Raw genomic sequence first — 20,458 nt, forward strand, 5'->3', positions numbered from 1 at the left:
TGATGGATCGATTATTCTTGAAATCAGTACCCATTCTGGAATTGATTGAAGAAGCAGGATATGAGGCTTATTTCGTTGGCGGCTCTGTAAGGGATGATATCCTTGGCAGGCCAATAAACGATGTGGACATCGCTACTTCCGCAACACCCCAGGAAATCAAAAGGATTTTTCCTAATACGGCTGATATCGGAATCGACCACGGTACAGTGCTTGTCATTACGGATACGGGTACATACGAAATTACGACGTTTAGAACGGAAAGCGGGTATTCGGACTTTCGCAGGCCCGATGCCGTAAAGTTTGTCCGTTCTTTGACCGAAGATTTGCAAAGAAGAGATTTTACCATGAATGCAATAGCAATGGATAAGACCGGAAAGATCATCGATCCATTTAATGGTAAGCGCGATTTGGCACAAAAAAGGATTATCACAGTTGGTAACCCGCATGAAAGGTTTCATGAAGATGCATTGAGAATGATGCGTGCTTTAAGGTTCGTCAGTCAACTTGATTTTGAATTGGATCAAGAAACCTTTGATTCCCTTAAAGAGAATGCTCAGAACATCAGTGAAATCGCTGTCGAAAGAATCCTGGTTGAATTTGAGAAACTAGCGGCCGGATCCAATAAGATAAAGGCTCTCTCACTCTTGCTGGAAAGCGGATTATATCAATACCTGCCTCTATTCTCAAGTAAAAAAGATCATCTGATGGACTTACTGAACCTGCCGCTTCATCAACTGAATGCAGCAGAAATATGGTCTATCATCATGATTCACACAAAGGATCAAGAAATCGAAGAGGCTTTGAGGGCATGGAAGCTGCCATTGAAAACTATAAGAAACGTTCAACGTACGATAAAGCTGCTGAAGAGTAAGGAACCATCAGCCATCGATGTATTTCAGGCAGGTCATGGCATAACGGTACAAGCTGCTAAAGTCAGAGCCGCACTGAATGCCGGGAATGTATCGGATGCTGAAGAGAATGCACACCAACGCTACAATGAACTTATTATAAAACAAATGTCGGATCTTGCCGTCACGGGGACGGATTTATTGATTTGGCATCAAGAAAAGCCAGGTCCATGGGTCAAGGAATACTTGGAAAAAATATTGAAGGCTGTCTTGAATGAAGAATTAAGAAATGATAAAGAAGAAATTAAGAGGTGGCTGGTGAAATGCAATCTGAGTTAAGAACAAAGCTGATGGAAGCCCTCTCAAAAGCGGATGGTGCGTTTATATCCGGTCAGGAAATTGCTGAATACATTGGCTGTTCGCGCACAGCGGTCTGGAAGCATATAGAAGACCTGCGCAGTGAAGGGTATAATGTCGAAGCTGTTAGGAAAAAAGGCTACCGGATCATATCGGCGCCGGAAAAAGTGTCCGAGAGCGAAATACAACTTGGCTTGGAAACAAAAACGATCGGCAAGATGATCCATTATCAGGAAACTGTTGAATCCACTCAAAAAATTGCGCATCAACTAGCAAATGAAGGCGTTCAGGAGGGAACCCTCGTCGTTGCCGAGGAGCAGTTATCCGGCAAAGGTAGGCTAATGAGATCTTGGCATTCCCCAAAATTCAGCGGGATATGGATGAGTCTGATCCTAAGACCGAAAATTCCGATTCATGAGGCGCCACAACTTACATTATTGGCCGCGGTCGCTGTAGCTCAGGCTATAGAGGATACCACTGATTTGAAGCCGCAGATAAAGTGGCCGAATGATATTTTGGTGAATCGCAAGAAAGTGGTGGGCATCCTGACGGAGATGCAGGCGGAGTCAGATAGAATCCATTCTGTCATTATCGGAATTGGAATGAATATCAATCAGCAATTGGAGGACTTTCCTGAAGAACTGCAGGAAAAAGCGTCCTCCCTACTCATTGAAAGTGGAGGGACGATTTCAAGGTCCAAGGTCATTCAACGAGCATTATTTCGTCTTGAAAATCTGTACGAACTCTATTTAGATCAAGGGTTCATGCCTATAAAGGATTTATGGGAGAGTTATGCGATCAGTCTTGGACAGGTAATCAAAGCCAGTACCGTTAATGACACGATTGTCGGAAAAGCATTGGGCATAACGGATTCAGGCGTTTTACTTCTCGAAGACGGAAAAGGTACCGTACATTCGATATATTCTGCTGATATTGAAATTCAGTAGATTTTTGTCAAATTCGTGAAAATTAAATAGAAAATTTCAATTTTGCTTGATATAATGCAAGTGGGCAGTATCTCATGTGAACTGCACCCCCATAAATACCAAATTATTTGAAAATCTGCCTTGATCCAGAGAACTGGACTGGGACGGAGGGATGAAACTTCTGATGAAACAAAGGGATTGACTAAAAAGCTAAGTGCTGTTTATTGATCGAATTGTGGCTTTTCATGCCATTTTTCGTAGCGAAACAGATACTTTTTTAGTCAGTCCTTTTTTTGCGCATGAATGTATAGACACCAGTTTTCGCTGATGTTTTCATCTCCTCCATTAAAAGGAGGAAACGTAATGAAATTGTCCGGAGATTTTTTGAAGATGAAACAAAATCAAGAGAAGATTGTCATGCTGACGGCTTATGATTACCCGTCAGCAAAGTTAGCCGAACAATCAGGTGTAGACATGATTTTAGTCGGTGATTCTTTAGGAATGGTCGTATTGGGGTATGACTCAACGATTCCAGTTACGGTGAATGACATGATCCATCATACAAAGGCAGTAAAACGCGGGGCACCAAATACATTTGTCGTGACGGATATGCCCTTTATGAGCTATCACCTATCTATGGATGAAACACTGAAGAATGCAGCCCGGATCATGCAGGAAGGTCATGCGGATGCCGTGAAGCTCGAGGGAGCGGATGATGTTGTTGAAAAAATATCAGCATTGACTAAGGCAGGCATCCCGGTTGTAGCCCATCTTGGCTTGACTCCTCAATCCGTCGGCGTTCTGGGAGGATATAAAGTGCAAGGAAAAGATGCAGAAAGTGCAGCACAACTCTTGGAAGATGCGAGAAAGTGTGAAGCGGCAGGGGCGATGCTAGTAGTTTTTGAATGTGTTCCATATCAAGTGGGGGAACTCGTCACACGGAACCTCGAAATTCCAACCATTGGAATTGGAGCAGGTGCAGAAACGGATGGTCAAGTCCTCGTTTACCATGATGTCATCAAGTATGGGGTAGACCGGCTAGCGAAATTCGTAAAAGTTTATGGAGATGCAAATGAACTGATTGGGCAATCGATTACAAGCTTTGTGAATGAAGTGAAATCTAAAGATTTTCCGTCGGAAGAACATACATTCACGATGAAGGAAGAGCAGCTTTCTGAACTTTACGGAGGAAAAAGATGAAAACTTTTACATCAGCAGCTGATTTGCAATTGGCACTTAGAGAGGAAAAAAACAATCACAAAAGCATTGGCTATGTAGCGACAATGGGGTTTTTGCATGAGGGGCATGCAACCCTTTTGGAAAAGGCCCGCAAAGAAAATGATATTGTGGTATTGAGTATTTTTGTAAATCCGATGCAGTTTGGACCGAATGAGGATTTTGAAACATATCCGCGGGATTTGGAACGGGATGAAAATGTCGCAGCCAATGGCGGAGTGGATTATCTCTTCTATCCAACAGTCCATGAAATGTACGGTGAAGAACCTTCTGTGAAAGTTGTTGTCCAAAGCAGGACGGATGTTTTATGCGGGAGACAAAGGCCTGGACACTTTGATGGTGTAGCGACAGTCTTAACGAAATTCTTCAATATCATCCTTCCCGATAGAGCTTACTTTGGTAAGAAGGATGCCCAGCAAGTCGCCGTGATAGATGGACTGATCAAAGACTTCAATTTCCCTATCCAGCTTGTTGCTGTAGATACCGTACGCGAGGAAGATGGGTTAGCGAAGAGTTCGCGGAATGTGAACCTATCAGATCAAGAACGCATGGAGGCTAAAGAGCTGTACCAAAGTTTATTGAAGGCCAAAGAGGCGGTTGAATCAGGTGAAAGAAATGCAGCTACCGTCACGGCTCTAATTAGTGAACATATTACTGCCCAAACAAGTGGCGTGATTGACTATATTGAAGTCTATCAATACCCGGAACTTAAACCACTTGAATCACTGGCAGGAAACATCATCATTGCAATGGCTGTAAAGTTCAAGCATGCAAGACTAATTGATAATATCACCTTATATATAGAATGAATCATAAAATCAGGGGGAATTGAGATGTTTCGAACGATGATGAATGGAAAAATCCACCGTGCACGGGTAACTGAAGCTAATTTGAATTATGTAGGCAGCATTACGATTGATGAAGATATAATAGATGCGGTGGGGATTTTGCCTAATGAGAAAGTAGCCATCGTGAATAATAATAATGGTGCAAGGCTTGAAACGTATGTGATTGCGGGTGAACGGGGTAGCGGTGTCGTGTGTTTGAATGGAGCGGCAGCTAGACTGGTGCAGCCGGGTGATATCGTGATAATCATTTCTTATGTGATGGTTTCTGAGGATAAACTGGGAGATCACAGACCAAAAGTTGCGATCATGGATGAATACAATAAAATCATTGATTTAATTTCAAACGAACCTGCAGCTACAATCATGTAAGCGGAGGGCCGGCACATGTGCATGAAACATGCATATAGGTGCCGGCCCTTTTCGTCTTTTGATGAACGGCTTGTTTCCTTTATTACGATTATTATGGTATAAAAAAGATAAGAGAATTCCATCAGGAAGTGGAGAAAGCGAAGTTTGAGGTGTACAATTCATGATGCAACGATATGTAGTGGTCGATTTGGAAACAACAGGGAATTCTCCGAAAAAAGGAGATAGGATTATTCAATTTGCTGGAGTGGTCATCGAGAATGACCAAATCGTGGATGAATACTCGACATTCATCCACCCTGGACAGGAAATTTCCTTGTTTATTGAAGAATTGACCGGAATAAGCAACGAGACGGTAAAAAATGCACCTGACTTTGAAGATGTTGCAGAAAATATTGCCCGGCTTATAGAAGGGGCTTGTTTTGTTGCCCATAATGTTTTATTTGATTTATCTTTTTTACAGGAAGAACTAGTGCGATGCGGGTTTGAGCCGTTTTATGGTTCCACCCTTGATACAGTGGAGTTAGCGAAAATATTAAAACCAACATCCGATGGATATAAGCTGCACCAGCTGGCTAAAGAAGAAAACCTAGATCATTCCAGGCCCCATCAAGCGGATAGTGATGCATATGCCACCGCTTTATTATTGTTGGAATTGAAAAAAAAGCTGATGAATCTTCCAGTCATGACACTTAAACAGTTGTATCGATTATCTTATTCCTTACAAAGTGAGGTTTCCGAATTAATAGATGCTTGCATTGCAAGCAAACTTGCTAAAGCAGAAGTCCATTCACCTGATCTAATTACTTATAGGGGCCTTGCCTTTAAAAAGGCTGAACATGAAGGTGATCATAAAGACACGGGGTCTAAATTCCCGCTCGACAATGAGGAAAAAATAGCCATGCTCCAAAGTGCATTCCCTGCATTCGAAGTAAGAAGCGGACAACTTGATATGATGAACCTGATTCACAATTCTTTCGAAACCAGCCAGGATGCAATCATTGAAGCTGGAACCGGTATTGGTAAATCGATAGGTTATCTGCTTCCTGCCGTTTATTTTGCAAAAAAACATCAAAAACCTGTCGTCGTTTCGACGTATACGCTTCAGTTGCAGGACCAACTACTTCAAAACGAGGTTCCTAAGCTTAAGAAAATCCTTCCTTTTACCTTTCAAGCTGTTTTACTGAAGGGGAGAAGCAATTATTTGAGCTTGGCAAAGTTCGAAAGGGCTTTGCGTGAAAAGGAAGATAATTATGAAACGGCCTTAACGAAAATGCAGATATTGGTTTGGCTCACTGAGACCGTAACAGGTGATAAAGATGAATTGAACCTTACAAGCGGCGGTCAGCTATTTTGGAATAGGCTTCAAAGTGATGGTCTTACATACGCCGGTTTAAAACAGCCCTGGCTTGAATTGGATTTTTTTGAACGGGCAAAAAAAACAGCTGCAAAGGCGGATATCATCATTACTAACCATTCATTTTTAATGACGGATCTTCTTACGGAAGACGCCTTGATTCCCAAAAAAGGGTATTTGGTTCTCGATGAAGCACACCATTTGGAACAGGCTGCATCCAAACAGCTTGGGAGCAGGCTTAATTACATTTCGGTGAAGACGATTTTGAACAGACTGGGGACATCAGATCAAAAGCAATTATTATATAAATTGGACAGGATGCTTTTGAATAACGGACTGACGGACGGGAGATCTTCACATGAATTGGATCAGAAGCTTAGTGATTTTTCGTATGAATTCGAACAGCTTTTTTATTACCTTTCCAATCAGGCGGATAAACTTTCACGTTCTGTAAGTCCAAAACGGCTTTCATTCAAAATAGATGACGGAAGATGGGGAAAAGCGATTCTTGTCGCTGAGCGGTTGGTGGATTTATTAGGATACATCATCACGGAGTTAGAGAAAAGATTGGCCCTTTTATTGAATAATGAGTCCCCATTAGGGAAAAATTCATTATTTCACTTGAATGATATCGAGGTGCTGCTTGGACATTTACAGGATACCAGGGACTCCTTGCATGAGTTTTTCATCAAGCCGCATGAAGAAAATATTTATTGGCTTGATTATACGAATGCAGCACCTCAGCATGGGGTGACTTTGACGGTTCAGCCGATTGCAGGCAGTAAACGGCTATGGGATTCCTATTTCGGGCGCCAAAAAAGTGTGGTCATGACATCGGCAACCCTTATGGTGAAGGATTCTTTTAAGTATTTTAAGGAACAACTCGGATTAGAGAATGAGCCTATGCAGACAGCAAGTTTTCCATCACCCTTTCCGTATAAGAAACTCGTAAAGGTACTGGTTCCAAATGATCTACCAGATATCAATTGTTTATCGGTGGAGGAATTCTCCGAAACCGCGGCAAACCATATTATTGCTGCCGCTCAGGCAGCGAAAGGGAGAATGATGGTATTATTCACCTCGCATGAAATGCTGCGGGCAACCTATCATTCGGTCAAAGATTGTGGTGTTCTGGATGAGTTCACCCTGTTTGCACAAGGGATTTCTGGCGGAAGCCGGATGAGGCTGCTCAGGAATTTCCAAAACTTCGAGAAAGCGGTCCTGTTTGGGACAACCAGCCTATGGGAGGGCGTCGATATCCCTGGCGAGGATTTATCTTGTTTAATCATTGTCAGGCTGCCTTTTTCGCCACCGGATGAACCAGTGACAGCTGCAAAATGCCAACTTCTCGAGAAGCAGGGACGCAATCCATTCTCTGAGTATTCATTACCCGAAGCCCTATTAAGGTTCCGACAAGGTTTCGGCAGGCTTATACGCACTCCAGAAGATAAAGGGATTTTGGTTATACTTGATCGCCGCATCATCACTGCTAAATATGGAACTGAATTTCAAAAGGCCATTCCGAAAGTGGACTGGCACCAAGGCACTATTTCAGAAATGGCTGAAATGATAGAAGAGTGGATTTAAAGGATCTTGATAATTCATTAATCCAGGAATTTTTATGAATTTATAAAGAAAAATAACCACTGAACTGGTATAATGTGATAGGTGGTAAAGCCTTCAAATCCTATTCATACCAGTGGTTGTTGACAATTTATTAAAATGGAGGGGCATTTTCATGGAAAGTAAAATCGAAGTAATTTCAACAGTCAGGTTGCAACATTCTCCTGATCTGTATAAAATTGTGGATTCCTTGAACCGAACATTGAAAAAAGATGATTTGATGTTCGGTCTGGCATTGGATTCCCAAGATCAAGAAAAAGCGATATTTACAATTTATCGTACATAGAAAGAAGGAAAAGCAGCTTTGAAAAAATGGTTGATTATTGCTTCTATCCTAGTCCTTTGTTTTATCGGATTTGTCAGCGGGGCATATATTAAAGCGTTGCAGCCTAAAAAAGAGGCTGGTAATGAGGCTTTTAAAAAGGCAAAGGAAGAGGGCGGCCTTGTTACCATGGAAGAATTCTACCTTTATAATGGGCAGGATTCATACTCTGTCATCATTGGTAAGGGGGAAAAAGGGGCTAAAAAAATAGTCTGGCTTCCTGAGGACAAGAAGAAAGAAATAGTAGTGGAAAACTATAAAGATGGTAAATCAAAAAAAGAAATCATGAACATTGTCAAAGAAAAGCTAAATCCCCAAAAAATCATTTCGGTTAAGCTAGGCATGGAAAAGAACGTCCCGCTTTGGGAAGTAACGTATCTTGATGAATCCGAGCGCTTTAATTATGACTATTATGATTTTAAAACTGGGGAATGGCTAAAGTATTATCGAAGCATTTAGAATGGAGGATAAATTTAAAATGAAATTAGCGAACCGTGTTCAGTCATTAACGCCATCAACAACATTGGCCATTACGGCAAAAGCAAAGGAACTTAAGGCCCAAGGTTTAGATATAATTGGTTTGGGTGCAGGTGAACCAGACTATAATACGCCCAAACATATCATAGATGCAGCACTTCTTTCCATGAATGAAGGTCAAACTAAATACACGCCATCCGCTGGTCTGCCGAAGTTAAAAGAAGCAATTGCGGCTAAATTGAAGCGTGATCAGGGCTTGGATTACAAACCGTCTGAAATTGCAGTTGGCTCAGGTGCAAAGCACTCGCTGTACACATTGTTTCAAGCTATCCTGGATGAAGAAGATGAAGTCATTGTTCCGATACCATATTGGGTGAGCTATCCTGAGCAAATCAAGCTTGCTGACGGTAAGCCGGTTTATATAGTCGGTACGGAAGAAAATCAATATAAAATCACGAAAGAACAATTAGAACAAGCAATTACCGATAAAACGAAAGCGGTTATCATCAACTCTCCAAGCAATCCAACGGGCATGCTTTATTCCAGGGAAGAATTGGCGGCTATCGGGGAAGTTTGCCTGGCTCATGATATCTTGATCGTTTCCGACGAAATTTACGAAAAATTGGTTTATGGAAATGCTAAACATACATCCATTGCAGAGATTTCACCTGAATTGAAAAAGCAAACGATCATCATCAATGGTGTTTCTAAATCGCACTCGATGACTGGCTGGAGAATAGGTTATGCAGCCGGTGATGAATCCATCATTAAAGCAATGGCGAACCTTGCTAGCCATAGCACATCCAACCCAACCACAACCGCTCAATATGGTGCGATTGCGGCTTATGAAGGTACACAGGAGCCTGTTGAGGAAATGCGTCAAGCATTTGAAGGCCGTTTGAATAAAATCTATGATAAATTGGTTGAAATTCCAGGCGTAAGCTGCATTAAACCACAAGGGGCATTTTATTTATTCCCGAACGTTAAACGTGCAGTTGAATTAACAGGGTATAGCAATGTCGAAGATTTTACGACTGCATTGCTTGAAGAAGCTCAAGTGGCTGTTATTCCAGGTTCAGGGTTCGGTGCACCTGATAACATCAGACTCTCTTATGCAACTTCTCTGGAGCTGCTGGAAGCAGCCGTTGAAAGAATACATTCATTCGTTAATTCAAAAATGGCCTAATTTATTAAAAACCTGCAGACTGAGTCTGCAGGTTTTTTTTAGTTGGATTATATTTCGATACGTGAAGAAGGCGGGACATTGCATCTTAGTTCACTTCACCATTGTAAAGGAAAAGGTGGGCTGCCGGATTTTCTAGATACATTCAGTCTATTCATAGGCACAGATCATCCATATATGCAAAACAAGCATTGTGGAAAATCATATATGATTTTTAATGAAAATCGATTGCAATCATATATGATTTCATATATGATGGAAATATGGAAGAGAAAAGCAAAAACCCCAGCAAAAAGCAACTAGCTTATGAGCACCTTCGTAAATTAATTTTGGATGGAACATATGGTTCTGGACAGCGGATCATTATCGATCAAACGGCAAAAGAACTTAGTTTAAGTCCGATTCCTGTCAGGGAAGCGATCAGGCAACTGGAATCTGACGGCCTTATTCAATATAAGCCTTATAGTGGAGCGGTGGTTACAAGCATAAATGAGAGCGAATACATTGAAACTCTTTCTGTTTTATCTCTGCTTGAAGGATATGCAGCTGCACTCAGTTCTTTAACCATGAATGATCATGATTTTGAAAATCTAATTAATTTAAACAATGAAATGGAAAAAGCCCTCCATAACTTTGAATTAGAGCTGTTTGGTAAATTAAACGAATGTTTCCATGCGGAAATTTATGAAAAGTGCGGCAACTCCTTTTTAATGGAGGAAATCAAACAGGCACAACAAAGAATGAATAGAGTCAGAAAGTCCATGTTCACCATGGTGCCGCAACGCGCAGTCCAATCGATTCGCGAACATGAAAGCATCATAAAGCTCCTAAAGGAAAAAGCATCTTTTGAAGAAATTGAATCATTGGTGAGAAAGCATAAACTGAATGCGATAAGCACTTTCAAGCAAAGGGCGGAAACTAATCAAGATCAGGCACTTTGATGACCCAGGCTTTGTTTTATTATAGTCGATTGATTATTGATAAAAGCAAAGCCGATTTTTTCACTTAGATTATTCGGAATATTCAAATAATAAAAAGGTGGTAGAAAAAATGTACGAGGAAATCAAAAGTCGTTTAAGAGGATCCATCGCACCCGTTATCACTCCCTTTGATGACAAGATGGAAGTCGATGTAAAGGCCATTGAAAATCTAGTAAACTGGCATATTGAAAGCGGTTCCCATGGAATTTCGGTATGCGGGACTACAGGCGAGCCGAGTTCACTTACGATTGAGGAACGGGAATTAGTGATGGAAACGGCAATTAAAGCAGCAAAAGCCCGTGTTCCAGTTGCACCAGGTACCGGATCTGCCAATCAGAAAGAAACGTTGCATTTGACAAAAAGGGCACAGGAAATGGGCGCGGATGCTGCTTTAGTCATCGTACCTTATTACAATAAACCGAATCAACAGGCACTTTATAATCATTTTAAAACCGTAGCCAATGCTGTTGATATCCCGCTGATCGTTTATAACATCCCCGGAAGAACGGCGACGAATTTAGAAGTGAAGACATTGGCACGTCTTGCTGAAGATTGTGAAAATATTATTGGTGTAAAAGAATCTAATAAAGATTTCGAACATGTGAACCGTGTCTTATTGAATTGCGGAAGGGATTTTCTCTTATATTCTGGCATTGAATTATTATGCTATCCAATGTTGGCTATTGGAGGGGCAGGACATATAAGTGCTACTGCCAATATCACTCCTAAAGAAGTGGCGGACATTTATAACCTTTGGGTGGAGGGTGATGTAGATAAGGCGCTTGACCTCCATTACAAATTAATGCCATTGAATGATGTTTTGTTTAAAGAAACCAATCCAGGACCATTAAAAGCTGCGATGGGGATGATGGGGAAAATCAATCCGGCATTAAGGCCGCCTATGGGACCGCCTTCGGAACCATTGGAAAAAGAACTGCGTGAAACCCTTCAATCATACGGGTTGATTGACCAAAAAATCCAGTCATAATGGCTAGGGGAAGATTGCACAAATCCAAACGATTTTTGTCATCTTCCCGAATTAATTTTTAAAGGAGGATTTATCATGCAAACTTTTCCCGTGCAGGATGTGAAGCATTACGTCAATGGTCAATTTGTCGATGGTATCTCAGGAAAAACATTTGAAAATCTAAGCCCTTTTAATAATCAAGCAATCAATAATGTGGCAGAAGGGTTTAAAGAGGATATTGATCAAGCGGTCGCCGCCGCAAGAGCTGCATTCGATAATGGCCCATGGAGAACGATGAAAGTGGAAGAAAGATTGAAGTATATGAATAGGATTGCTGATCTAATTGAAGAAAATGCCGAAGAAATCTCTTTTTTGGAATCACTGGATACAGGGTTGCCGATTAGCCAGACAAAAAAACAAGCGGCAAGGGGAGCGGAGAATTTCCGTTTTTATTCTGAAATGGTGAAAAGCAGGCTGATAGGAGAGTCATATCAAGTGGATGACACCTTCATCAATTATACGATTCATAAACCGATAGGAGTGGCAGGATTAATCACTCCTTGGAATGCACCTTTCATGTTAGAAACCTGGAAGATCGCCCCGGCCCTGGCTACAGGAAATACATGTGTCCTTAAACCAGCGGAGTGGTCTCCATTGACTGCCAATAAATTAGCTCAAATCATTGATCAATCCGGTCTGCCAAAAGGCGTATTCAATATTGTTCACGGTTTTGGGGAGACAGCGGGGGCGTCCTTGGTTGCCCATCCTGAAGTCCAATTGATATCCTTTACCGGAGAAACGACAACCGGCGCTGAAATCATTAAAAATGGTGCAGATACAATGAAACGTTTTTCCATGGAACTCGGCGGTAAATCACCAGCAGTCATTTTTGAAGATGCCGATTTAGAAAAGGCCCTGGATTCAGTGGTATGGGGAATCTATTCGTTCAATGGGGAGCGCTGCACAGCCAATTCCAGATTATTTGTCCATGAATCGATAATAGACCAGTTCGTGGCAGAATTGAAGGAACGTGTTCATAATATCAAGATTGGAAACCCAATGGATCCAGACACGGAAATCGGACCGCTGATCCATCGTAACCATTTTAATAATGTCTCCCGATATCTGGATATAGCAAAAGATGAAGGGGCGGAAATTGTAAGCGGTGCCATACCAAGTGCATTCAAGGAAGGGAATTATATTGCCCCGACGCTTCTTTTGAACTGTACAAATGATATGACGGTGGCACAAGAAGAGATTTTTGGACCAGTCATGGCAGTCATTCCTTTCAAGACTGAAGAGGAAGTATTGAGAATGGCTAATGATGTAAAGTATGGGCTAGCTGCTTATGTATGGACCAATGATATGAAACGTGGACATAGGTTTGCTCAAGCTGTCGATAGTGGGATGGTCTGGGTGAATTCCCAAAACGTTAGGGATTTGCGGATTCCTTTTGGAGGATCGAAATATAGTGGGGTAGGACGTGAAGGCGGCCATTATAGCTTTGAATTCTATACGGAAACACAAGTTATCCACGTGGCAATTGGAGAACATCACATTCCGAAATTTGGCGACGTAAAACAAAATGCCGTTTCTTCTGCTGAAAAATAATCCGGGTTCATTAAAGAAGGGGAGAATACTATGAATTTTTCTATTATTCGTGTTGCGAGAACGATACTTAATGTAACAGATTTAGATAAATCAAGAGCCTTTTATGTGGATGCTTTAGGTTTTATTGAAACGGAAAGAACGAATGACCACATATATTTACGGGGTTTAGAGGAAGCGCATCATCATTCGCTTATCTTGCAAAAGGCAGAAAAGCCAAGCGTTGAAGCAATAGGATACAAGGTTGAAAAAGAGGAAGACCTTGAAGGGTTGGAATCTTTCTTTCTGTCCAAGGGAATGAAAATGAAGTGGATGCAGGAAGGAACACAGCATGCACTAGGCAAGTCACTGCGAGTTCAGGATATTTCAGGATTGCCAGTGGAGTTTTTTTACAAAATGGATAAAGCCGAGAGATTGCTGCAACGATATGATATGCATAGGGGTTCGAGGGTCCAAAGAATCGATCATGTGAATTGTTGTGTGCCAAATGTGCAAAAAGCCTCTGACTTTTATATGAAAGAATTAGGTTTTGCCTGCTCGGAAGATACTGTGGATGAGTCGGGCAAATTATGGGCAACGTGGCTACATAGAAAGCAAACGGTCCATGACCAGGCATTCATGAACGGTATCGGTCCAAGACTTCATCATGTAGGCTTCTTTCTGCCTGACCCGCTTGCACTTATCCATGCTTGTGATGTACTGGCATCTCTTGGATATGCAAAGTCAATCGAACGCGGCCCAGGGAGGCATGGCCTATCCAATGCATTCTTCCTATATTTAAGAGATCCGGATGGTCACAGGATCGAATTATACAATGGGGATTACTTAACATCTGACCCGGATACCGAACCGATTCATTGGGATTTGAATGATCCAAGACGCCAGACATTCTGGGGAGCCCAAGCTCCGGATTCATGGTTTGATGAGGCATCTTCTGTGCTTGATATAATATCAGGAGAAGAAGTTCCTCTTAAAGAACCGATCCTGGCAAAAAGTAAGCCTGAATTCATCATCTAAAAAGAAGCGGGATTTAGGATGAAAGATGGTAAATTCAGCAAAAATACATGGACTCTCATAGTCTTTTCAATAGGGCGCCTGTGCAAATGGTGAAAAGTTGATGGAAGACTGCTGGATTATGGGGGTTCCTTTTACTAAGTCTAAAATGGAACCTTTCAAGAAGCATAGGAAGGAAGCTGATTTTGGATATCATTCATGTTCAGCACCCACTTTCCAGTATATATTCAGCAGAAGCAGAACCGTGTGTGCTGGCTCTTGGATTTTTCGACGGAGTTCATCTAGGCCATCAAGAATTGATAAATCTAGCCAAAAGGATTGCCAAACAGCAAGATTTGAAATTGGCAGTCATGACTTTTTTTCCACATCCAAAGCAAATCATTGGAAACGATCAAACGCCTCAAACATACATTACTCCCTTAGGGCAAAAAGCAAAATTAATGCAGGATTTAGGTGTAGAAACCTTGATAGTCGTGAACTTCGATTCCGCATTTGCCCTTCTTTCACCTTCTGACTTTATCGAGGATTATCTATGTGGATTTAAAGGCAAACAAGCCGTGGCTGGATTCGATTTCCGCTATGGGCATTAAGGGCAAGGAAATATGGAAACGCTGAAAATCGAAGGTAAGCGATTTTTTGAAGTGACGGAAATGAAGAAATTTGAAATTGATCATGAAAAAGTAAGTTCTACTTAGCTTAGAAACTTGATTGCGGAAGGTCGGTTCGCAGATATCCCGTCATATCTTGGCTCATATTTTGCAAGTCAAGGGACAATCGATTCCGAGGATAATCAACACGTCATCGTTTCATTATCGGAAGCATTCCTGACACCCCCGCCCGGAGTGTATTTAATCGAAATCCATACCGCAGGAAATGTTCATGAAGGAATAGCCCATCAAATACTGGACGGATCCTTTCAAGGGAGTTGGCACTTCCATTTCAATGATTCTCTTCCCTTGAAAGGAAAGAAGATTCATATCAAATGGAAAAGTGAATGTATCAAGAAGTCGAAACAGATGAAGGATAGGCGAGCCAAGACTATTGTGAAAGTGCAAACCTTTTAAAAGATATGGTCTGGGACAGGGCAGCAGTGGGAGCTTACTGCTGCCCTATTTGTAAGTTTCATCGGTTTCACAAAAGGAGTATGGAAAGCTTAGGGAATGGGCTTCATACCTTCTTTGTGCAGATGAGGTTGTAGGTATTCTGGGATGGAGGGGGATTTGTGCCATTGGAGGAATACTACCAGGACCGTCCTTGTAAAAATAAATATCAGAAGAGGTGTGTAGAGATGGTTCGGCTGGAAAAAAACCTTGATGAATCGGAACAAACAAATCTAGTGGATTATGAAAAGATTGTTGCCTCCAAAGAGTTTCAGAATATGCTTTCCGACAAAAAGAAGTTCGTCATCCCTTTTACGATTTTCTTTATGGGATATTCCTTGCTTTTGCCCTTCTTAGTTTTTTACACAGATATCCTGGATCACCCTTTCATTGGGGACATAACATGGGCGTGGGTGTACGGTGTCTCCATTACGGTTATGTCTGTATGGGTTTGCAGCATATATGTAAGGAAATCTGAAAGAATCGATGAACAAATAAAAGAAATCATCGAGAAAGAAGGGCTTTGAATCATGAATTGGACAGTTATCATTCTCTTTGCGCTAATGTCGATAGGTACGCTTTTCATCACGTATTTCGCTTCCAAAAAAACTAAAACGGCAGGCTCCTTTTATACGGCTGGGGGCGGGTTGACCGCTAGGCAAAATGGACTTGCATTGGCCGGGGATTTTATGTCGGCTTCCACGTTTTTAGGGTTGATAGGGGCATTTTCCTTAACGGGATATGATGGATTTTTCCTGATGTATGGAGCACTTGTTTCATTTCTTGTCGTGTTATTCCTAGTGGCTGAGCCATTAAGGAACTTAGGGAAATACACATTGGCTGATATGGTGACTACAAGGTTTAAATATAAACAGGTCCGGGGAGTGACCGCTTTTAATACCCTGGTGATATCAGTCATGTACATGCTGGGGCAACTTGTTGCTGCAGGCGCTTTATTTAAATTGCTTTTAGATATCCCGTATAATATTTCTGTCATCATCGTAGGTATTGTAATGCTGGTATTTGTTCTATTCGGGGGGATGACGGCGACGAGCTGGGTGCAGATCATTAAAGCCATCCTGCTGATAGGCGGAGTGTTTATATTATTCATGATCGTCATGTGGAAGTTGAATTTTAGTTTCATCGGAATTTTCACGGATATGAAAACTGCAACACCGATGGGAGCTGATTACCTGAAGGCAGGTATTAAATATGCCAGTGGGTGGGATGCAGCATCCTTGTCACTGGGCCTGATTCTGGGAACGGCAGGTTTGCCTCACATTTTAATACGTTTTTTGACTGTCCCGAATGCACGAGTGGCAAGAAAGTCGGTTGTTTGGGTGATGTGGATTATGGGTGCATTTCATATCATGGTCATTTTTCTCGGATTCGGTGCTGCGAAGTTGGTGGGAACATCGAATATCATGGCCGCTAATCCAGCAGGTAACATGGCTGCACCTTTATTGGCCCAACTTGTGGGCGGGGACATCTTATTCGCATTTATCGCGGCCGTTTCCTTCGCAACGATACTCGCAGTAGTTGCAGGAATCGTTTTAACAGGTGCTACGGCATTTTCACATGATTTTTATAATGAAATATTAAAAGATGGAAAAGCGACGGAAAAACAGCAAATGACGATGGCTAGATGGGCTTCCATTGGTGTGACTGCACTTGCGATTGTTTTATCATTAGGTCTGCAGGAATTCAATGTAGCGTTTCTGGCATCTATCGCCTTTACATTGGCCGCCAGTTCGAATTTGCCAGTAATCCTTCTAACGATCTATTGGAAAAAATTCAATAAAACTGGAGCGATAGTCGGTATGATGACAGGTCTTTTTGGTACACTTTTGCTCGTGGCCCTCAGTCCAAATGTCTGGAACCCGGTCCCAGGAGCAGCCATTATGACAGGTGACCCGATTTTCCCTTTGAATTCACCAGGAATCGTTTCCATTCCGCTTGGATTCATCGCCTGCTATTTAGGTGCCTTGATCGGTAATCTCAGGACCGGTTTGAAAACGGTGGCAAAAGACAATTATAATGAAATCCTGGTAAAGTCCAATACCGGTCATGATGTTAAGGGTGTTTTGCGACATTGAATGAAGTAAAGGCATGCCTATTAATAAAGCGTCAAACGCAATTGTGAATGGATTTGAAAAAGTGGCCATCAAATGATAGGCTGCTTTTTCTTTTCAATGGATAAAGAAATTCGAACAAATACAAAAGATTACTAGAAAGAGGTACAGGTGCACTAATATTCAAGGATAACTGGGCATTCCTTCAGAAAATGTTTCTAGGAATTTGACGGCGCCTTTGGAAAGATAGCGTTCTTCGAGCCAAATAAGGGCAGCTTCCGATTGTACTTCACAATCTATCAATTCGACTATTTTTATCCCCTGGGTTGAAAACGATTTGGATGTGGTACGTGGCATGATGGTAGCGCCTACTCCTTCCTTCACTAAAGATAAGATCATGGCAGCATCAGGACATTCACATACAATCGTAGGGTCAAATCCATGTCTTAGGCATTCATCCAATATAAGTTCGTAAGTACCTTGACCGCTAACCCTATGCAGCAATAAAAGGGGATATTCCTTAATTTGTTTGAATTCGATCGAGTCTGGGATATCCCAATCTTTTGGGGTGACAAGCACAAAATCTTCCGGCGGAAGGTTAATCGATGAGAATTGCTTACCGTTAATAGGAAGCCTTACAATGGCCAACTCGATTTCCCTGTTTATTAAACCTTCTGTCAAACGGAACGTATCACCTTCCATTAACTTGAAACGAATGTCAGGGTATTTAACCCTAAAGGTTCTCATCCTTTGCGGAATGTAAGAAAAGCAGGTTTTTACTGACCCTATGGAAAGAGTACCCTTTACCCCTTTACTGACTTCCTTCACTTCCAGTAGTGATTCTTCGAACTGGATTAATAGAGCTTCAGCTTTTTTATAAAGGACCTTGCCAGTTTCAGTGAGTTCAAGTTTCTTTCCATTCCGATCGAAAAGTTTTTCACCGATTTCCATTTCCATTAATTTAAGTTGCTGGCTAAGGGGCGGTTGAGCCATATGTAATTTTTTTGCGGCTTTGGTTACTTGCTCTTCCTGAACGATCGTCACAAAATACTTTAATTGCCGGATGTCCATTATATACACCTCATACATATGATTTACATATACATATTGAATTTTTTAAGTATTATATATATATCATAACACATGGTATATTTTGTTATAGGAATTAATTAAATATTTGGAATTTATTTAATTGTAAGCGCTTCATTAAATTAATACTAAAGGGGGATGTAAGCATGCCGGCTAAAACAGGTAAAGAATATATCGATAGGGTAGACAAAGCAAAGGCGAATGTATGGATCAATGGAGAGCAAGTAAAAAATAAGATCAGTCAACACCCAGCTTTTAAAGGGGTCATGAAATCACAGGCCGAATTATATGATTTGCAGCATGATTCCGCGAAAACTGACATCATGACTTATATTTCACCAACTTCAAACGAAAGAGTAGGGACCTCATTCATGCAGCCGCGGACTAAGGAAGACCTTGAAAAAAGGAGGAAAATGATTCAAGAATGGGCAAGGCATAATAATGGAATGATGGGACGTTCCCCTGACTATATCAACAGTGGGATGATGGCGTACGGTACAGCAGCTGATATGTTCGGCACTCAGGATTCGGCATTTGCTAAAAATATGAAAGATTATTATGAGCTCTGCAGGGAAAAGGACTTGTCGTTGACACATACCTTGATTCAACCCCAGGTTAATAGGGGAGTTAGTGCCGCAAAGCTTCCGGACCCTTACATCGCTGCACGGATTGCTGGCAAGAATTCAGAAGGGCTTATTATAAAGGGGGCTAGATTATTAGCTACACAAGGAGGAATAACCGATGAAATCATGGTATTCCCTTCAACATTGCTTAAACAATCGGAAGAAGAAAACCCTTATGCATTCGCATTCTCCATACCAAATAATACACCAGGGTTAAAATTCATCTGTCGTGAATCATTCGACTATGGCAAATCACATTTTGACCATCCTCTTGGTTCAAGATTTGAGGAAATGGATACGATTATCGTTTTTGATGATGTAGTCGTTCCTTGGAATCGGGTATTTGCATATGGGGATGTCGGCATTTGCAACCAGGCTTATAATGAAAGCAATGCGGTTGTTCATATGACCCATCAGGTGGTAGCGAAGAATATCGCCAAAACCGAGTTCATTCTGGGGATTCTGCAACTAATGGTGGAAACCATCAATATCGGGCAATACCAGCATGTTCAGGAAAAAATCTCGGAAGTCATCATAGCGCTTGAAACGGTAAAGGCTTTCATAACAGCTTCGGAGGCAAACGCGAAAGTGGATAAGTGGGGAATGATGACACCCGATTTCACACCTTTAAACATAGCCCGTAATTATTATCCGAAGATTTACCCTAGATTCAGTGAAATAATGCAGCTTCTTGGAGCTAGTGGCTTAATGGCGATACCAAATGAAGCCGATTTCAATTCGGAGCTTCGACCGGATTTGGATAAATATCTTCAAGCTGCGAATGGTGGAGCCTATGACAGGGTTAAATTGTATCGTCTCGCATGGGATGTATGCATGAGTTCATTTGGATCCAGGCAAACGCTGTACGAAAGATTCTTTTTTGGGGATCCGGTCCGTATGGCTAGCGCTTTATATAACGGCTATGATAAACAGGAATATGTGGACCGTGTCAAGGAGTTCTTGAACCGTACTGAAAACCTTGCAGAAATCAACTGAGCCCGGTAGCACTGGCAAAACATATAAATTTAAAGGCCTTCCCGAAGATGGAAGGCCTTTAAATATGAAATATAGTTCATTTATTATATCGATTATGGATATTATTCTTTTTATATGTGCCAAAATCACTGAATTCCGTAAGTTCCATGGAGAGGGCAAGATATCTTTTTGAAAAGAGGGATGCCAAATGGGACTCCATCGTTTCGAAAAGGTGGTCACATACTTTTGTTTTATCACTGTCCTGGCGTCCAGCGCCAATTTTTAGTATGGCATGAACAAAAGCATCATCCTCTGTCCCATCGGCAACACGATAATGCTTCAATTCAATGGCCCGGGATCGAATCCCGCCAATTGGAAAGATGGAGGGATAGGATATCAGTACATCATTCACCTTTCTTAATAAGCCGTCAATCTGGATTTCATCTTTGATATTATCCGTATATTCAATAATTATATGAGGCATATG

Annotated in this window: 19 protein-coding genes; 17 read left to right on the forward strand and 2 right to left on the reverse strand. The window is 41.5% G+C overall.

What is annotated here, in order from left to right; translation table 11 throughout:
• Positions 1-2 precede the first annotated feature (2 nt).
• The 16 genes from ACFX4H_RS02605 to ACFX4H_RS02680 all read left to right on the forward strand — a co-directional run bounded on the left by ACFX4H_RS02605 (position 3) and on the right by ACFX4H_RS02680 (position 17,308).
• Positions 3-1,187 carry a CCA tRNA nucleotidyltransferase gene (locus ACFX4H_RS02605; RefSeq protein WP_377433765.1) on the forward strand — a complete coding sequence of 395 codons (1,185 nt, stop codon included), beginning with the start codon at positions 3-5 and terminating at the stop codon, positions 1,185-1,187.
• Complete coding sequence (locus tag ACFX4H_RS02610) at positions 1,172-2,152, forward strand: biotin--[acetyl-CoA-carboxylase] ligase (RefSeq protein ID WP_191929653.1); 981 nt, start codon at positions 1,172-1,174, stop codon at positions 2,150-2,152. The genes ACFX4H_RS02605 and ACFX4H_RS02610 overlap by 16 nt, the downstream gene beginning before the upstream one ends.
• Positions 2,153-2,494: 342 nt before the next feature.
• Complete coding sequence (panB, locus tag ACFX4H_RS02615) at positions 2,495-3,331, forward strand: 3-methyl-2-oxobutanoate hydroxymethyltransferase (protein ID WP_053535578.1); 837 nt, start codon at positions 2,495-2,497, stop codon at positions 3,329-3,331.
• Positions 3,328-4,176, forward strand: coding sequence for a pantoate--beta-alanine ligase (gene panC / locus ACFX4H_RS02620; RefSeq protein WP_057276302.1), 849 nt, complete (start codon positions 3,328-3,330; stop codon positions 4,174-4,176). Before panB ends, panC begins: the two co-directional genes overlap by 4 nt.
• 24 nt (positions 4,177-4,200) lie before the next feature.
• Positions 4,201-4,584 (forward strand): aspartate 1-decarboxylase, encoded by a 384-nt coding sequence (gene panD / locus ACFX4H_RS02625; RefSeq protein ID WP_063590704.1) that lies wholly within the window; start codon positions 4,201-4,203, stop codon positions 4,582-4,584.
• 160 nt (positions 4,585-4,744) lie between these two features.
• Positions 4,745-7,525, forward strand: coding sequence for an ATP-dependent DNA helicase DinG (gene dinG, locus ACFX4H_RS02630; RefSeq protein WP_283866022.1), 2,781 nt, complete (start codon positions 4,745-4,747; stop codon positions 7,523-7,525).
• A gap of 151 nt (positions 7,526-7,676) precedes the next feature.
• Complete coding sequence (locus ACFX4H_RS02635; protein WP_065310840.1) at positions 7,677-7,847, forward strand: YpmA family protein; 171 nt, start codon at positions 7,677-7,679, stop codon at positions 7,845-7,847.
• An 18-nt stretch (positions 7,848-7,865) separates the two neighbouring features.
• Entirely contained in the window at positions 7,866-8,342 is a 477-nt protein-coding gene (locus ACFX4H_RS02640) for a cell wall elongation regulator TseB-like domain-containing protein (protein WP_063590706.1), read from the forward strand.
• A gap of 19 nt (positions 8,343-8,361) precedes the next feature.
• A complete protein-coding gene (locus tag ACFX4H_RS02645; protein WP_053535574.1) occupies positions 8,362-9,546 on the forward strand; it encodes a pyridoxal phosphate-dependent aminotransferase in 1,185 nt (394 codons plus the stop codon).
• 260 nt (positions 9,547-9,806) lie between these two features.
• Positions 9,807-10,484: a GntR family transcriptional regulator gene (locus tag ACFX4H_RS02650; protein ID WP_063590707.1), complete on the forward strand. Its 678-nt coding sequence runs from the start codon at positions 9,807-9,809 to the stop codon at positions 10,482-10,484.
• Positions 10,485-10,593: 109 nt separating this feature from the next.
• Positions 10,594-11,511 carry a 2,4-dihydroxyhept-2-ene-1,7-dioic acid aldolase gene (gene hpaI, locus ACFX4H_RS02655; protein ID WP_063590708.1) on the forward strand — a complete coding sequence of 306 codons (918 nt, stop codon included), beginning with the start codon at positions 10,594-10,596 and terminating at the stop codon, positions 11,509-11,511.
• A 75-nt stretch (positions 11,512-11,586) separates the two neighbouring features.
• A complete protein-coding gene (hpaE, locus tag ACFX4H_RS02660; RefSeq protein ID WP_057276308.1) occupies positions 11,587-13,101 on the forward strand; it encodes a 5-carboxymethyl-2-hydroxymuconate semialdehyde dehydrogenase in 1,515 nt (504 codons plus the stop codon).
• A gap of 30 nt (positions 13,102-13,131) precedes the next feature.
• Positions 13,132-14,115 carry a 3,4-dihydroxyphenylacetate 2,3-dioxygenase gene (gene hpaD, locus ACFX4H_RS02665; protein WP_057276309.1) on the forward strand — a complete coding sequence of 328 codons (984 nt, stop codon included), beginning with the start codon at positions 13,132-13,134 and terminating at the stop codon, positions 14,113-14,115.
• 182 nt (positions 14,116-14,297) lie between these two features.
• Complete coding sequence (locus tag ACFX4H_RS02670; protein WP_377433768.1) at positions 14,298-14,702, forward strand: hypothetical protein; 405 nt, start codon at positions 14,298-14,300, stop codon at positions 14,700-14,702.
• A 632-nt stretch (positions 14,703-15,334) separates the two neighbouring features.
• The gene (locus tag ACFX4H_RS02675) at positions 15,335-15,739 is read left to right on the forward strand and encodes a DUF485 domain-containing protein (protein WP_152607913.1); all 405 of its coding nucleotides are present in this window, start codon (positions 15,335-15,337) and stop codon (positions 15,737-15,739) included.
• 3 nt (positions 15,740-15,742) lie between these two features.
• Complete coding sequence (locus ACFX4H_RS02680) at positions 15,743-17,308, forward strand: solute symporter family protein (protein ID WP_377433771.1); 1,566 nt, start codon at positions 15,743-15,745, stop codon at positions 17,306-17,308.
• 159 nt (positions 17,309-17,467) lie between these two features.
• Here the strand turns inward: ACFX4H_RS02680 and ACFX4H_RS02685 are convergent, their stop codons facing one another.
• Positions 17,468-18,355 (reverse strand): LysR family transcriptional regulator, encoded by an 888-nt coding sequence (locus ACFX4H_RS02685; protein WP_034307914.1) that lies wholly within the window; start codon positions 18,353-18,355, stop codon positions 17,468-17,470.
• Positions 18,356-18,519: 164 nt separating this feature from the next.
• On the opposite strand from ACFX4H_RS02685, the gene hpaB reads away from it, so the two are divergent.
• Entirely contained in the window at positions 18,520-19,992 is a 1,473-nt protein-coding gene (gene hpaB / locus ACFX4H_RS02690) for a 4-hydroxyphenylacetate 3-monooxygenase, oxygenase component (protein WP_034307911.1), read from the forward strand.
• Between the two features lie 76 nt (positions 19,993-20,068).
• Here the strand turns inward: hpaB and ACFX4H_RS02695 are convergent, their stop codons facing one another.
• The gene (locus tag ACFX4H_RS02695; protein WP_034307909.1) at positions 20,069-20,455 is read right to left on the reverse strand and encodes a 5-carboxymethyl-2-hydroxymuconate Delta-isomerase; all 387 of its coding nucleotides are present in this window, start codon (positions 20,453-20,455) and stop codon (positions 20,069-20,071) included.
• Positions 20,456-20,458 lie beyond the last annotated feature (3 nt).

Origin of the sequence: Peribacillus sp. YIM B13477, from assembly GCF_042787955.1 — a bacterium.
Taxonomy (GTDB): Bacteria; Bacillota; Bacilli; order Bacillales; family DSM-1321; genus Peribacillus; species Peribacillus frigoritolerans.

Excerpts from the sequence above, each read along its gene's own strand:
- ACFX4H_RS02605 (WP_377433765.1), top strand. The coding sequence starts at position 3 with ATGGATCGATTATTCTTGAAATCAGTACCCATTCTGGAATTGATTGAA.
- ACFX4H_RS02610 (WP_191929653.1), top strand. The coding sequence starts at position 1,172 with ATGCAATCTGAGTTAAGAACAAAGCTGATGGAAGCCCTCTCAAAAGCG.
- panB (WP_053535578.1), top strand. The coding sequence starts at position 2,495 with ATGAAATTGTCCGGAGATTTTTTGAAGATGAAACAAAATCAAGAGAAG.
- panC (WP_057276302.1), top strand. The coding sequence starts at position 3,328 with ATGAAAACTTTTACATCAGCAGCTGATTTGCAATTGGCACTTAGAGAG.
- panD (WP_063590704.1), top strand. The coding sequence starts at position 4,201 with ATGTTTCGAACGATGATGAATGGAAAAATCCACCGTGCACGGGTAACT.
- dinG (WP_283866022.1), top strand. The coding sequence starts at position 4,745 with ATGATGCAACGATATGTAGTGGTCGATTTGGAAACAACAGGGAATTCT.
- ACFX4H_RS02635 (WP_065310840.1), top strand. The coding sequence starts at position 7,677 with ATGGAAAGTAAAATCGAAGTAATTTCAACAGTCAGGTTGCAACATTCT.
- ACFX4H_RS02645 (WP_053535574.1), top strand. The coding sequence starts at position 8,362 with ATGAAATTAGCGAACCGTGTTCAGTCATTAACGCCATCAACAACATTG.
- ACFX4H_RS02650 (WP_063590707.1), top strand. The coding sequence starts at position 9,807 with ATGGAAGAGAAAAGCAAAAACCCCAGCAAAAAGCAACTAGCTTATGAG.
- hpaI (WP_063590708.1), top strand. The coding sequence starts at position 10,594 with ATGTACGAGGAAATCAAAAGTCGTTTAAGAGGATCCATCGCACCCGTT.
- hpaE (WP_057276308.1), top strand. The coding sequence starts at position 11,587 with ATGCAAACTTTTCCCGTGCAGGATGTGAAGCATTACGTCAATGGTCAA.
- hpaD (WP_057276309.1), top strand. The coding sequence starts at position 13,132 with ATGAATTTTTCTATTATTCGTGTTGCGAGAACGATACTTAATGTAACA.
- ACFX4H_RS02680 (WP_377433771.1), top strand. The coding sequence starts at position 15,743 with ATGAATTGGACAGTTATCATTCTCTTTGCGCTAATGTCGATAGGTACG.
- ACFX4H_RS02685 (WP_034307914.1), bottom strand. The coding sequence starts at position 18,355 with ATGGACATCCGGCAATTAAAGTATTTTGTGACGATCGTTCAGGAAGAG.
- hpaB (WP_034307911.1), top strand. The coding sequence starts at position 18,520 with ATGCCGGCTAAAACAGGTAAAGAATATATCGATAGGGTAGACAAAGCA.
- ACFX4H_RS02695 (WP_034307909.1), bottom strand. The coding sequence starts at position 20,455 with ATGCCTCATATAATTATTGAATATACGGATAATATCAAAGATGAAATC.